Here is a 13,754-nt window from a genome sequence, read left to right as displayed (position 1 = left end):
CCGGCCCTGCCCCGCAGCGGTAATCAAGACGCCGCGGGGCAACGCTTTCGATTTAGAACTCCGCCGCCACCGTCATGAACAGCTGCCGCGGTGCGCTCGCATGGATCGCATAGCGCGTGCCCTTCGGATCGGTCGGTGCGAACGAGCTCAGCTGGCCGGCGTAGCGCTTGTTGGTCAGGTTGGTCGCATTCAACGACACCCGAACGTTGCGCAGGCCCAGGCCCGGGCCGAAGTCGTAGCCTGCACCGGCGTCGAAGGTGGTCACGCCCGGCACCGACTGGTCGTTGGTGTAGGTGTAGTAGCGCTTGCCGGTGTACTTGGCACGCAGGCTGGCGAAGAAGCCATCGCGGTTCCAGCTGATCTCGCTGGAGGCCATGCGCTGCGGCGTATCCACCGTGATCTTGCCGGCCACCGGCACGATCGCGCCGCCCGAGGTGTAGTCATCCTCGTAGGTGGTCTTGTTCCAGGACAGCGCGTTGTACCACTGCAGGCCGTCGATCGGCTTGAGGATGAAGGTCAGTTCCGCGCCGTGGCTCTTCACCGAACCGACATTGATGAAGCGCGTTACGCACTCCGGACGCGTGCCGACTTCGATGCTGGAACACGGGTTCAGCGACAGCAGGCGGTTGTCGAACTTCACGTTGTAGGCCGCGATCGAGGCCTGGTACTTCTCGCCGAAGGTACGGAAGCCGGCTTCCAGGCTCTTGGACTTCTCCGGCTCCAGGCCGGCGCTGGCTGCGAACGATTCCGGCGACACCTGCAACGGGCCACCGCTGCCGCCACCGACGAAGGCGGCGATGTTCTCGGCGTACGAGGCGAACAGTTCATTGTTGGCGTTGAGCTTGAAGCCCAGGCCCACCTGCGGCAGCACCGACTTCTTGGCGGTCAGCGTGCCCGAAGCGATGCTGGTTTCCACGCCCGGCTGGGCGGTGGCGCGCATGCGGGTGTTCGGGCTCTTGATGCCCACGTCCACGGTCAGGCGCTGGTCGAGGAAGCGCATGCGGTCCTGCACGTAGAACTGGCGCGTGCGGATGTCGAAATCCTGGTTGAACAGCAGGCGGTCCGGGTTCTTCAGGTACAGGTCGTCCAGGAACGGGCCGCTGATGTAGTAGAAGTTGCGCGACACGTTATGGTCGTTCTGCTCGTACCACAGGCCGGCCTCCAGTTCGTGGATGCCCACCGTCCACGACAGCGCGGCGGTCACACCATCGCGGTTGATCGTGTAGTTGGTGCTGCGGATCGAAATCGGCAGCATCCTGTCGGTGCCCGGGTAGGACGGCTGGCCCGGTGCCCACCAGTGGCCCTGGCCACGGTTGTCGTGGTGGTAGGCCAGCAACTTCAGGCGACCCTGCTCGCCCAGGCGCAGGTCGGCATCGACCGAATAGAGGTTGTCGTCGCGAAGTGCACGGCTCTGGTAGTACGCATCGTCGATGCTGTTGACGCCGCCGCTGAACCTGCAGCGCGCCTTGTTGTAGGTGCCCGGCGCGCAGTACGCAGCAGCGACGGCGCGGTCCCAGTCCGGTGCGTAGATGTTCCAGTCATAGCCCAGGCCGCGGGCCAGCATGTCCTTGGACAGGTAGGCGTAGTTGGCCTGGCTGGCGCGCGAGGTCGCCACGAACGCGCCGAAAAGGTGGTCGCCGATATTCCACACGGCCTTGGCGTTGAACTGGCGGGTGGTCTGGTTCTGGTACGGCGCGGCCCACATGTCCTGGTCCTGGTGCACGCCGGACACATAGGCCGAGAAGCCGTTGAGGTCGCCGGTGTCCACGCGCAGGTAGCCACGGCGCTGGTTGTTGTCGCCGACGGTGACGCTGGCGCGGCCACCGAATTCAGCGGACGGGTCCATCGAGAAATACTGGATGGTGCCGCCCAGGTTGCTGGTCGAAGCCACGCCCAGCGAACCGATGCCCTGCGACAGCTCGGCACCGGCCAGGTTCTCGGCAATGATCGCGCGGGCGATGCTCAGGCCGTTGTAGTTGCCGTAGCTGTTGTCACCCAGCGGAATGCCGTCCAGCGTATAGCCGAGGCGGCTCTTGTCGAAGCCACGCAGGCTGATGGTCTGCGATTCCTCATTGGCACCGAAGGCATCGTTGGACTGCACCGACACGCCCGGCAGGCGGTCGAGGATCTTCTGGCCACTGGTACCCGGCGGCAGCACCTGCTTGTCGACGGTGGTGATGCGCTGCACCTGGCGGGTCTCGCCCTGGCCGATCACGGAGACGGTGTCCAGCGTCTGCGCGCTCAGCGCGGCATCGGTGCTGGCGCCGGTATCGGCGGCGGTGGCGGCATGGGCGCTGGCGGCGGCGGAGAGCGCGATCGCCACGGCGATCGTCAGGTGTCGGGTCTGCATGGTGGTCCGTTGCATGGGGGGTGGTCACCGGCACGCGTGCGCGGTGCATGGCCACTATGCGAACGGAACATGAAACCTTCTTTACGAAAAACCAACGAACGACGCAGGCCCCCGTGCGTGTCCTGCTACCCGATAGAAAAGGGGCCGGATCCCCCTCGCGAACGACGGTTCACCGGCCCCGCGCACTCCGTGGGGGAGGGCTCAACCCATGTACAGGCCACCGTTGACCGGATAGTCGGCACCGGTCACGTACGAGGCTTCATCCGAGGCCAGCCACGCGCACAGGCCGGCCACTTCCTCGGGGCGGCCGAGGCGGCGCACCGGCACCGATGCGGCCAGCCGATCCAGTACATCCGGCGGGAAGCTGCTGATCGCCTGGCTGGCGATGTAACCCGGCGACAGCGTGTTGACGGTAACGCCGCGCGAGGCCACTTCGGCGGCCAGTGCACGGCTGAAACCGTGCATCGCGGCCTTGGCGGTGGCGTAGTTCACCTGGCCGATCTGGCCCTTGTGGGCGCTGACCGAACCGATGTTGATGATGCGGCCCCAGCCACGCGTGGCCATCCCATCGACCACCTGCTTGGTCAGGTTGAACAGCGCATTGAGGTTGGAGGCGATCACCGCATTCCAGTCTTCCACCGTCATCTGCCGGAACAGCAGGTCGCGGCTGCCGCCGGAGTTGTTGACCAGCACGTCCACTTCACCGACTTCTGCGCGGACCTTGGCGAACGCGGCGCTGGTCGAGGCCCAGTCGGTGGCGTTGCCTTCGGAGGCGATGAAGTCGAAGCCCTGTTCGCGCTGCTCGCGCAGCCAGTTGGCCTTGCGCGGCGAGTTCGGCGCGCAGCCGGCAACCACGGTGTGGCCGCTGCGGGCCAGGCTCTGGCAGATGGCAGTGCCGACACTGCCCATTCCACTGGTGACGTAAGCGATTCGAAGCGTCATTGCAGAAGGCTCCTTGGCAAAGGGTCAGGCGGCGAGGGGGTAAAGGCCGAACAGCAGGCTGCCGATCATCAGCAGCATCGAGATGGCGATGGCCCACTTCAGGGTGAACTTCTGGTGGTCGGCGAATTCGACCTTGGCCAGACCCACCAGCAGGTAGGTGGAGGGCACCAGCGGGCTGAGCAGGTGCACCGGCTGGCCGGCCAGCGAGGCGCGCGCCATTTCCACCGGGGTGATGCCGTAGTTGCCGGCGGCTTCGGACAGGATCGGCAGCACGCCGAAGTAGAACGCGTCGTTGGACATGAAGAAGGTGAACGGCATCGACGCCACGGCGGTGATCACCGCCAGGTACGGGCCCCACGACTCCGGAATCACCGCCAGAAAGCTGTGCGACATCGCTTCGACCATGCCGGTGTTGTTGAGGATGCCGGTGAAGATGCCCGCAGCGAAGATCAGCGACACCACCGACAGCACGTTGCCGGCATGGTTGACCACGCGGCGGCGCTGTTCGGCCAGGTTCGGGTAGTTGATCACCAGTGCGATGGCGAAGCCGACCATGAACAGCACCGGCATCGGCAGCACGCCGATGATCAGCGCGGTCATCAGCGCCACGGTCAGGGCCAGGTTGACCCACAGCAGCTTCGGACGCTTGATGTCCTCGGCGTCTTCCACGGTCGGCAGCGGATTGCTGTCATCGGACACGCTGTTGTCCATCCAGCTGCCGCCCTTGGGCAGGGTCACCACGCCGAGGCGACGGCGTTCCTTCAGGCCCAGGTACCAGGCCAGCAGCAGCACGCCGGCACAGGCGATCACCATCGACGGGATCAGCGGCACGAACACATCGGCCGGGTCCACGTGCAGCGCGGTGGCCGCGCGTGCGGTCGGGCCGCCCCACGGGGTCAGGTTCATCACGCCGCCGGCCAGGATGGTCACGCAGGTCATGTTCAGCGCGTTCATGCCGAGGCGCTGGTACAGCGGCAGCATCGCCGAGACGGTGATCATGTAGGTGGTCGAACCGTCGCCATCGAGCGAGATCAGCATCGCCAGCACCGCAGTGCCAAGCACGATCTTCATCGGGTCGCCCTTGACGAAGCGCAGGATCACCCTTACGAGCGGATCGAACAGGCCGGCGTCGATCATCACCCCGAAGTAGAGGATGGCGAACATCAGCATCACGCCGGTCGGCGCGATCTTCTTGATGCCCTCCAGCATCATCTCGTCGATGCCGGCACCGAAGCCGCCGATCAGCGCGAACAGGATGGGAATGGTGATCAGGGCCACCAGCGGCGACAACCGCTTGCTCATGATCAAGTACATGAATGTAATGACCATGCCAAAGCCGAGGATGCTCAGCATCATCTGCGGACTCCTTGCGAAAACAGGATGTGGGGGAGTGGAAGGGGGCCGGGTGGTTTGCCCGGCACAGCTGGCTTAGAAGTCGTACTGCAGGCGGCCGGTGACCGCGCGCGTGCGGTCCACCGTGACCCCGGCCAGGCGGTCGCGGTTGCGGCTTTCGATCACGTTGAGCATGAAGCGCAGGTTGTCGCGCAGGTACCAGTTGCCACCCAGCGTCCAGGCTTCGGTGCTGCCACGGCGCAGGTCCGGCGCGCCATCGAGGTGCTGCGCGCCCCACATCTGGTCGTAACGCAGCGCCACTTCGAAGGCCCCAGCCTTGTGGCGGATGTCCTTGACCCGTGCGAAGCGGCCGGTCTTGCGGTCGTAGGCACGGCTTTCGCCGGTGACGAACCAGCTGAGCATGGCGTAGGCCGCCATCACGTCGCCGCGTTGGGCGCCATCATCGAAGGTGGCGCCACTGAACTCGCCCTGCCATGACAGCGGGCCGCGCACCTGCGCGTATTCCAGCGACCACTTGTTGACGTCGGTATCGCGGCCGGCGGAGAAGTCGACCAGGGTCAGGCGGCTGTTGTCGGACAGGTGGCCGGCCGGGCGCGGACGGATGCGCAGGCCGGGCACGCCGTTGGCACCCGGGTTGTCGTAGGCCTCGCGGGCCAGCGACAGCCCCAGGTGCAGCACGTCACCGTCGCTGGGCGTGGGTGCCCAGGTGACGCGACCACCCGCCGCGCGGCCCTTCACCTGCCAGGCGTCGATGCTCTCCAGGCTGTAGAGGCTGGCCGCCCAGGTGAAATCCCCCGGGTTGGCCTGCCAGGACGCACCCAGCCGGTACAGCGGCGCCAGCGTGGTGCCGGCGTTGCCGCGCTCCAGGAAGCTGCCGTAGTTGGAGCTGGTACGGTCATCCAGCGAGAAGTACTGCTTGAACTGGCCGACGGTCAGCTTGCCGGCCTCGCCGAAGCTGCGTGCCAGGTAGACATCCTTGGCCTCGACGCGGTCGCCGGAGAAGTCGGCTTCCAGCTTGTAGTCGACCACGAAGAATTTGCCGGACACGTCCAGCCAGGCGCGACGGATCTCGGTGTCGTCCTTGTTCGGGGTGCCGCGGTTGTCGTTGTCGAAGGTGGCGAAGTCCAGGTGCAGGCGGCCACCGAGGGTGGCGGTGACCGGGCGGTTGTCTTCGGCAGCGAAGGCCGGCGCCGACAGGGCAGCCAGCGCCATCATGGCGGCAGGACGCCGCCAGGCAAACGTGAATTCCACAAACCCTCCCAGGTGCGCGCCAGGCGCGCGGCAATCGTGGGCACCGGACGGTGCGCGGCCGCAGTCTGGGTCGGGCAAGCTGTCATCGTCCTGTCAGCGGTTTGTGCGGTGCAGCGAAAAGCGTGTCGCCGATCTCGCCGTGCCGTGCCCAGCAAGCGCGGCGGCGGCATGCGGTAGCATTCGGTTCCCCTCCCACCCGTGTGCCCATGCGCCTGCTGCTGGTCGAAGACAACCCGGATCTGGCCGATGCGATCATCCGCCGGATGCGCCGCAGCGGGCACGCCGTGGACTGGCAGGCCGATGGCCTGGCCGCCGCCAGCGTGCTGCGTTACCAGAGCTTCGACCTGGTGGTGCTGGACATCGGCCTGCCCAAGCTCGATGGCCTGCGCGTGCTGGCCGGCATGCGCGAGCGCGGTGACAGCACGCCGGTGCTGATGCTGACCGCGCGCGATGGCATCGAGGATCGCGTGCAGGCGCTGGATGTCGGTGCCGACGATTATCTGGGCAAGCCGTTCGATTTCCGCGAGTTCGAAGCGCGCTGCCGCGTGCTGCTGCGGCGTGCGCGTGGCCAGGCCAGCGAAGTGGTGCAGATCGGCGGCTTCCAGTTCGACAACGCTGCGCACCGGGTCAGCCTCGACGGCGAACCGATCGAACTGCCCAACCGCGAGTACCGCCTGCTGGAGATTCTGGTCGGGCGCCTCGGCCAAGTGGTCGGCAAGGATGAGATCGGCAACGGCCTGTTCGGTTTCGATGACGAAGCGGGCCCGAATGCCATCGAGTTGTATGTTGGCCGCCTGAGAAAGAAGCTGGCGGGCGCACCGCTGCGCATCACCACGGTGCGCGGTGTCGGCTATCTGCTGGAGGCCAGCGATACCCATGCCGACGCCGATGGCTGACGCGCGCGCTGCGACTGCGGCGCCGGGTTCGCTGCGGCGCACGCTGCTGCTCTATCTCGGCGTGCTGCTGGCGGTGTTCGCGGTGGCCCTGCTGTTCGCCGCACGCGATTACGGCCAGCGTGCCGCCAACCGTTCCTACGATCACCTGCTGGTGTCCTCGGCGCTGTCCATCGCCGATTCGGTGGCGCTGGTCGATGGGCAGTGGCAGGTCGATCTGCCGTATGCGGCGCTGGACCTGCTGGCGATGGCGCCGGAGGACCGCGTGTTCTATCGCGTGGCCGACAGCCGCGGCACGCTGATCACCGGCTACGATGACCTGCCGGCAGCGCCGCGCCGGCCCGGTACCCAGCCGCAGCTGTTCGATGCCACCTACAGCGGCGAGACCGTGCGCTTCGTGGTGGTCGGCCGCAGCTTCGCCGCTGCCTCGGCGCAGGGCGAGGTGCAGGTCCAGGTCGGCCAGACCCGGCGTGCGCGTGAAGCGGTCGCGCAGGACATGGTCAATCGCGCGTTGCTGGCGATCGGCGTGCTGTCCGGGCTGCTGCTGGCACTGGTGGCGTTCGGCGTGCATCGCGCATTCCGGCCGCTGGTGCGGGTGGAGCGCGAGCTGTCGCGACGGGAGCCGTCCGACCTGAAGCCGCTGGATGCCCGCGTTCCGCGCGAGATGGACCAGATGGTGGCGGCGCTGAACCGCTTCATGGAACGCCTGTCCAGCAGCAACGAGACACTGCGCGCGTTCATGGCCGAGGCTGCGCACCAGATGCGCACGCCGCTGGCGGCATTGCGCGCACAGGCACAGCTGGCGCTGGATGATGACGATCCGGAGGACATGCGACGCAGCCTGCAGGCGATCGAGCGCAACGCCACGCATATGAGCCGGCTGCTCAACCAGCTGCTCAGCGACGCCAGCGTGATCCATCGTTCGCACCTGCAGCGCTTTGCGGCGGTGGACCTGGCCGAGACCGTGCACCAGGCCCTGCATGAAGCGCTGCCGCAGGCCGGTCCGGCGCCGCGCGTGCAGTTGGCGATGACCGCCGAACCGGCATTGGTGCACGGCGATGCGCTGCTGCTGCGCGAGGCGATCAAGAACCTGGTCGACAACGCACTGAAGTACGGCGGTGACGGCGACTTGCAGATTGCCCTTACCGTGGAAGGCGAGCAGGCCGTGCTGACCATCGCCGACCACGGCGCGGGCATCGCCCCGGCCGATGCCGAGCGCGTATTCGAGCGTTTCGCCCGTGGCGAAGGCGCGCCCTCAGGTGGTGCCGGGCTGGGCCTGGCCATCGTCAAGCGCGTGGTCGACAGCCATGGCGGCCGCATCGACCTGAGCAACCGCCCGCAGGGCGGGCTGGTCGCCACCATCCGCCTGCCCCGGAGCAGTCCATGATCCGCTTGTTCGCCACGACTGTTGCGCTGCTGCTGGCCCTGCCGGTGTTGGCTGCGCCCGGCGATGTGCGCCGTTTTCCCGCACAGGGAGCGGCCACCGCTCAGCTGCGCATCCACGGCACCACCGACATCGAAGTGTTCGCGGTGGTCATCGCCGACTACCAGCGCCTGCACCCCGGCACCGAGGTGGTGTACGAGGACATCATCACCCAGGACCTGTACGCGCGGTACCTGCACGACCGCGGCGGCCCGGCATCACCGGACCTGCTGATCTCCAGCGGCATGGACCTGCAGACCAAGCTGGTCAATGACGGTCACGCGCTGCCACACCGTTCGGCGCAGACCGCCGCGCTGCCGGCCTGGGCACAGTGGCGCAACGAGGCGTTCGGCATCAGCTACGAGCCGGTGGTGATGGTCTACAACACCCGCGCGATTCCTTCGGCCAAGGTGCCGCACACGCGCCGCCAGCTGCTGGACCGGCTGCGTGCTGAAGGTGCACCCCTGCGCGGCAGGGTCGGCACCTATGACATCGAGCGCAGCAGCGTCGGCTACCTGTTGGCGACCCAGGACGCGCAGCGCGGCAGCATTGCCGGCGCGCTGCTGGGCGCGCTCGGCGACAACGACGTGGTGCGCGAGGAGCGCACCGGCGTGCTGCTGGACCAGGTGGCCAGTGGCCAGCTGTCGCTGGTCTACAACGTGCTTGGCTCCTACGCGCAGGCGCGCGTTGATGCCGGCGCGCCGCTGGGCATTGTGGAGCCCGAGGACTACACGCTGGTGGTGCTGCGTACCGCAGTGATCCCGCGTACCGGCCCACACCCGGAAGAAGCCCGGCGCTTCCTCGACTACCTGCTGTCGCCACGCGGCCAGCAGGTGCTGTCGCGCGAGGCACGGCTGATGCCGATCGTGACCGGCAACGCGCGCGGCGATGATGCGCCGGGCCGCAGCCGCCGCCCGATCCAGCTGGGTCCGGGCCTGCTGGTGTATCTGGACGCGCTCAAGCGTCGCCAGTTTCTCGATGCCTGGCGCAGCAGCGTCGAGCCGGCCGGGCGCTGAGGCGGCGACCTGCCCGTACAATGGCGGTATGAGCGAATACACCATCCTGATCGCCGATGACCACCCGCTGCTGCGTTCGGCGGTGGTGCAGTCCTTGCGGCAGAGCCTGCCGTTGGCACAGGTGCGCGAGGTTGCGAGCGCCGAGGCATTGGCCGAGACGCTCGACGCGCAGCCGGACGTGGACCTGGTGCTGCTCGACCTGACCATGCCTGGCGCGCACGGCTTTTCCGCGCTGCTGCACGTGCGTGGCTCGCATCCCGACATTCCGGTGGTGATCCTCTCCTCCAACGACCATCCGCGGGTGATCCGCCGTGCCCAGCAGTTCGGCGCGGCCGGCTTCATTCCGAAGTCGGCCCCGGCCGAGACCATCGGCGAGGCCGTGCAGGCGGTGCTCGACGGCGGCCTGTGGTTCCCGGCAATGGCCGCCGAGCGCTCGGAGGCCGATGCGCTGCTGGCCAGCCGCCTGGCCCAGCTGACCCCGCAGCAGTTCCGCGTGCTGCTGTGCCTGGCCGATGGCCTGCTCAACAAGCAGATCGCCTACGAGCTGGGCCTGGCCGAGAACACGGTGAAGGTGCACGTCACTGCCATCCTGAAGAAGCTCGAATGCCATAGCCGCACGCAGGCGGCGGTGCTGGTGAAGGCGCTGGAACCGGAAGGCGACGCGCGGGCAGGGATGGACGGCTGACCTGGGCAGGGCACTTGGCTCTCGGTGAGAGCATTCTGAGCTGCTCGAATCAACTGCGCCAACGCGAAAATGGAGTCTGGCCCGTCAGTTGCCGCTGATCGAACTCATCTGCGGGTCGATCGAAAAGATGAACCTGTTCTCGTATCCCATCCAGGAATGCTCAGACGCTTCGGCATAGCTGTAAGTGGGAGAGGATGCATCTGACGCAAACCTGTGACCCCACGCCTCATGATCCGCGCTGCTTCGGGTCCGGGCGATACCGATGCAGATGCTCAGGCCACACGAAAAGCGTTCAAGTACACCTTCTTGACCGATTGCACGTTCAAGTGATGATCGATAGTGCCGGGTCAGGTCCTGCGCCTCGGGGCTGGAAGCTGCATCCTGCGTCATGCGGTTGATCGCATCCGACATGTTTCTGCTTGACTGCAGGAGGCCCTCGGCGGCCAGGATCGAGATGCCGTCCTTGAACATGAGTGCGGATTCTGACCGAAGAAGCGCGAGCGAAGATGCTGCGCGATGCGTGGCCGCTGTCGGAATGCCGGGGTTCGGCGAGGCGTCCGCATTCGATATGGCTGGAGGAGCCTTTGCTTCTGTCGCGGCCCTCCTGAGGCTGACGTCCGTATCTGGTGTGCTGTCAGCCATGCATCCCGCGCAGCACAGGCAGAAGAGCATTGCTGTGATTCGATGGAGGTATCGGAGGGGGGCGATGGATAGGTGATGGCAGGGCATGCTGGATCCTTGGCCGTAGGCTGTGGCTGTCTTCAGTACGATCTGCCGATCAGCCGAACGTTGAAATCTACTGATCCTCAGCAGCGCCGGTCAGTCAGGAGACTGCTCTCTCCCCACTCGGATTTTCTCCATGCCCTACGCAATGACGCGGCGCATCCATTTCCTCCTTGCCCATGGCTGTCGCGCGAAGAGGTTTGGGAATTCGGTACGGAATCAACGAGGAGCAAAGCCAGCGTGCGCCTGCAACGCGACGCCCGCGTGGCCGAGCCGTCCTAGCCCCGATGCCGCAACAACATCTGCGTCATCAATGCCCGCAACGCGGGCGGTCGCACCGGCTTGAGCAGGAAGCCCCAGCCGTTCTCGGCGGCATGCGCTTTCAGTGCCTCATCACGCTCGGCGGTCACCAGGATCACCGGCGGCCGCGCCTTCCACAGCGTGCACAGCGCTTCATACAGGTCCGGTCCGTGCCATTGCCCCATGCGCACGTCCAGCAGCAGCAACTGCGGCACGTTCAATGCACTGGCGATTTCCAGTGCACCCTGCGGACCGTCGGCAAGTTCCACCTGGCAACCCCAGCGCTCCAGCAGCGCACGGGTCGCCGCACAGACGTGGGGATCATCGTCGATGCTCCACACCCGGCACTTTCGCAGTGGGCTGTCGTCGGAGGGTTCGCTCGCGATGACCGGCGCTGCGGCAGGTGCGATCACATCGTCGGCGCGCCCGACTGCTACGCTCACGGCGAAGACGCTGCCCTTGCCCAGTGTAGAGCGCAGGCTGATGCGGTGGCCGAGCAGGCGGCCGATGCGTTCGACGATGGCCAGGCCCAGGCCGGCGCCACGTTCCTGTTCCACGCCGTCGTTCAGCCGGCGGAACTCCTCGAAAATCTCACCCTGCAGGCTTTCCGGAATGCCCGGGCCCTGGTCATGCACTTCGATGCGCAGTTGATCGCCTGCACGCCGGCAGCCGATCAGCAGGCGCCCACGTGGGGTGTAGCGCAACGCGTTGGACAGAAAATTCTGCAGGATCCGCCGCAGCAGGGCTTCATCGCTGACCACCACTGCGCGGGTATCCACCCAGTCAAGCTGCAGGCCACGGGTCTGGGCGGCGATGCCGAACTCGCGCGCCAGGGTCTCCAGCAGCGGAGAAAGTGCAAACGTGCGCACGCGGACCTGCAGCGATCCTGATTCCAGGCGCGAGATATCCAGCAGGCTGTTGAGGATCGCGTCCTGCGCCGCCAGCGCGGCATCGATATGATCGGCAGTCTGCTGCTGCGCCGGGTCGCCCAGCTTGCCGCGCAGCACCGAGACGAACATGCGCGCAGCGTTGAGCGGCTGCAGCAGGTCGTGCACCGCCGAGGCGACGAAGCGGGTCTTGTAGCGGTTGGCCTGCTCGGCCTCGCGCCGCGCCTCGTCCAGGTCACGGGTGCGTTCGGCGATGCGGTGTTCCAGCGCATCGGCCAGCGAGCGCAGTTCGCGCGCGGCATTCTTGTAGCTGGTGATGTCGGCGTAGCTGGTGACGAAGCCGCCATCAGGCAGGGGATTGCCGCGGATCTCCAGCACCGTGCCGTCGTCCTTTTCGCTCTCGCGCATGTGCGGGCGGCCACTGCGCAGGTGGTTCAGGCGGCGCTCGATGGCCTCGTCCACCGGGCCGGGACCGAGCAGGCCACGACGGGCATTGAAACGGAACAGTTCCTCGATCGGCCGGCCCACGCGCACCAGGTCTGCCGGGAACCGGAACAGTTCCAGATAGCGCGAATTCCACGCGACCAGGCGCAGGTCGCGGTCGATCACCACCACACCCTGCGGCAGGTGTTCGAGGCTGCGGCTGAGACCACTGTCGGCGTCGGTGGCGGCCTGCAGCAGGCCATCCTGTGCGGTGCGCAGCTCCTGTGCGTGCTGCTTGAGCAGGGTTTCCAGTTCGCGGCGGCTGCGCAGGCGATGCTTGGCCAAGCGCCTGCGCTGCTGCACGAACAGCACCAGGAAGCCCAAGGCCAGCCACGCGGCACCGCCGGTGAGTGCGGCCGCGCGACCGGCGGCGATGGCGCCGCCGGCATCATGCAGCAGGTGCAGGTTCCAGCCTTCGGCGGGCAGCGGCAGGCTTTGCCACAACATGGGTTGCGGCAACGCCGGATCCAGCAGCCGCACCATGCGGCCGCCGTCGGCCAGCACGTCTTCGGTGCGTGCGCGCAGCGGCTGCAATGCGCGGTCGGCGTACTGGCGGGCGTCGAGCATTTCGCGGCGCTCACCGGCACGCAGCGGACGCAGCAGCCGGTAGCGCCAGCTGTCCCGGTTGGACAGGAACACGACGTCATGGTCGTCGCTGGCCAGCACCACGTCCGGGCTGCTCAACCATTCCTGTTCCAGCGCGGACAGCTCGACCTTGATCACCACCACGCCGAGCCGCTTGCCGTCATCCTCGATGGCCTGCGAAAGGTAATAGCCGGGCACGCCGGTAGTCATGCCGATGCCGTAGAAGCGGCCACGGCCCTGCGCCAGCGCCTGGCGGTAGTAGGGGCGGTAGCTGTAGTTCTCGCCGACGTTGCTGGTCGGTTGGTCCCAGTTGCTGGCCGCCACCGCCACACCATCGTGGCCGACCAGGGTCAGGGTCGAGGCCCGGGTGACTTCATTGGCACGTTGCAGCTTCAGGTTCAGTCGCTGCCGTTCGCCGGGCGAGGGCGGCACACGCAGTGCGTGCAGCAGATCCGGATCCAGCGCCATGACCTGCGGCAAGGTGCCGAAGCGGTCGATGCGCTGTTGCAGGCCCTGGCCATACAGCTGCAGCTGGCGTTGCACCTGGCTGCTTTCGTCGCCGAGCGCGCGCCGCCAGGCGTAATGGCCAGCGGCGACCGCGCACAGCACGGTGCCACCGACCATCACCAGGATCGTCAGCAACAGCATCCGGTGGCGGCTGAGCCAGTACATGGCGGCAGTCTACGCAGGGCCGGCGGGCGTGGCGTGCACGTCCGCCGGGGTCTGACGTGGAAGGGGTCAGAAGTCGTCATCCGTAGCCCCGTACCATGGCGTGCGTTGCCGCCTGATCCATCAACCTGAATCATGAATCCCGCCGCACGTCGCCATTGCCTGCCGTTGTCCATCCTCCTGCTGTCGCCCTG

General features: G+C 66.9%; 10 protein-coding genes. 4 read left to right on the top strand and 6 right to left on the bottom strand.

What is annotated here, in order from left to right:
- Positions 1-52: 52 nt before the first annotated feature.
- From ABGA94_RS00655 to ABGA94_RS00640, 4 genes are all read right to left on the bottom strand, one after another.
- Positions 53-2,350, bottom strand: coding sequence for a TonB-dependent receptor (locus ABGA94_RS00655; protein ID WP_375366047.1), 2,298 nt, complete (start codon positions 2,348-2,350; stop codon positions 53-55).
- A gap of 201 nt (positions 2,351-2,551) precedes the next feature.
- Positions 2,552-3,292, bottom strand: coding sequence for an acetoacetyl-CoA reductase (gene phbB / locus ABGA94_RS00650; RefSeq protein ID WP_005419193.1), 741 nt, complete (start codon positions 3,290-3,292; stop codon positions 2,552-2,554).
- A 24-nt stretch (positions 3,293-3,316) separates the two neighbouring features.
- Entirely contained in the window at positions 3,317-4,645 is a 1,329-nt protein-coding gene (locus tag ABGA94_RS00645) for a CitMHS family transporter (RefSeq protein WP_005419191.1), read from the bottom strand.
- Positions 4,646-4,720: 75 nt separating this feature from the next.
- Entirely contained in the window at positions 4,721-5,860 is a 1,140-nt protein-coding gene (locus ABGA94_RS00640) for an OprO/OprP family phosphate-selective porin (protein ID WP_111129620.1), read from the bottom strand.
- 242 nt (positions 5,861-6,102) lie between these two features.
- On the opposite strand from ABGA94_RS00640, the gene ABGA94_RS00635 reads away from it, so the two are divergent.
- From ABGA94_RS00635 to ABGA94_RS00620, 4 genes are read left to right on the top strand one after another with little or no spacing between them, the layout of a single operon-like run.
- Positions 6,103-6,792 (top strand): response regulator transcription factor, encoded by a 690-nt coding sequence (locus ABGA94_RS00635; protein WP_005419188.1) that lies wholly within the window; start codon positions 6,103-6,105, stop codon positions 6,790-6,792.
- On the top strand, positions 6,785-8,176 hold the full coding sequence (locus ABGA94_RS00630) for a sensor histidine kinase (RefSeq protein WP_032954514.1): 1,392 nt from the start codon (positions 6,785-6,787) through the stop codon (positions 8,174-8,176). Before ABGA94_RS00635 ends, ABGA94_RS00630 begins: the two co-directional genes overlap by 8 nt.
- The gene (locus ABGA94_RS00625) at positions 8,173-9,228 is read left to right on the top strand and encodes an ABC transporter substrate-binding protein (RefSeq protein ID WP_095377943.1); all 1,056 of its coding nucleotides are present in this window, start codon (positions 8,173-8,175) and stop codon (positions 9,226-9,228) included. Before ABGA94_RS00630 ends, ABGA94_RS00625 begins: the two co-directional genes overlap by 4 nt.
- Positions 9,229-9,256: 28 nt before the next feature.
- Positions 9,257-9,913, top strand: a complete 657-nt coding sequence (locus ABGA94_RS00620) for a response regulator transcription factor (RefSeq protein WP_005419171.1) — start codon at positions 9,257-9,259, stop codon at positions 9,911-9,913.
- An 84-nt stretch (positions 9,914-9,997) separates the two neighbouring features.
- On the opposite strand, the gene ABGA94_RS00615 is transcribed toward ABGA94_RS00620, so the two are convergent.
- A complete protein-coding gene (locus ABGA94_RS00615) occupies positions 9,998-10,555 on the bottom strand; it encodes a hypothetical protein (protein ID WP_375366039.1) in 558 nt (185 codons plus the stop codon).
- A gap of 359 nt (positions 10,556-10,914) precedes the next feature.
- The gene (locus ABGA94_RS00610; RefSeq protein ID WP_375366037.1) at positions 10,915-13,563 is read right to left on the bottom strand and encodes a PAS-domain containing protein; all 2,649 of its coding nucleotides are present in this window, start codon (positions 13,561-13,563) and stop codon (positions 10,915-10,917) included.
- Positions 13,564-13,754 lie beyond the last annotated feature (191 nt).

Origin of the sequence: Stenotrophomonas sp. 3diitr2024, from assembly GCF_042136455.1 — a bacterium.
Taxonomy (GTDB): Bacteria; Pseudomonadota; Gammaproteobacteria; order Xanthomonadales; family Xanthomonadaceae; genus Stenotrophomonas; species Stenotrophomonas sepilia.
The sequence above is the reverse complement of the archived record's forward strand: the minus strand, read 5'-3'. Positions and strand labels throughout refer to the sequence as shown.

What these genes read in the sequence shown, in the direction of transcription:
- ABGA94_RS00655 (WP_375366047.1), bottom strand. Translation starts at nt 2,350, where the DNA reads ATGCAGACCCGACACCTGACGATCGCCGTGGCGATCGCGCTCTCCGCC.
- phbB (WP_005419193.1), bottom strand. Translation starts at nt 3,292, where the DNA reads ATGACGCTTCGAATCGCTTACGTCACCAGTGGAATGGGCAGTGTCGGC.
- ABGA94_RS00645 (WP_005419191.1), bottom strand. Translation starts at nt 4,645, where the DNA reads ATGCTGAGCATCCTCGGCTTTGGCATGGTCATTACATTCATGTACTTG.
- ABGA94_RS00640 (WP_111129620.1), bottom strand. Translation starts at nt 5,860, where the DNA reads ATGATGGCGCTGGCTGCCCTGTCGGCGCCGGCCTTCGCTGCCGAAGAC.
- ABGA94_RS00635 (WP_005419188.1), top strand. Translation starts at nt 6,103, where the DNA reads ATGCGCCTGCTGCTGGTCGAAGACAACCCGGATCTGGCCGATGCGATC.
- ABGA94_RS00630 (WP_032954514.1), top strand. Translation starts at nt 6,785, where the DNA reads ATGGCTGACGCGCGCGCTGCGACTGCGGCGCCGGGTTCGCTGCGGCGC.
- ABGA94_RS00625 (WP_095377943.1), top strand. Translation starts at nt 8,173, where the DNA reads ATGATCCGCTTGTTCGCCACGACTGTTGCGCTGCTGCTGGCCCTGCCG.
- ABGA94_RS00620 (WP_005419171.1), top strand. Translation starts at nt 9,257, where the DNA reads ATGAGCGAATACACCATCCTGATCGCCGATGACCACCCGCTGCTGCGT.
- ABGA94_RS00615 (WP_375366039.1), bottom strand. Translation starts at nt 10,555, where the DNA reads ATGGCTGACAGCACACCAGATACGGACGTCAGCCTCAGGAGGGCCGCG.
- ABGA94_RS00610 (WP_375366037.1), bottom strand. Translation starts at nt 13,563, where the DNA reads ATGTACTGGCTCAGCCGCCACCGGATGCTGTTGCTGACGATCCTGGTG.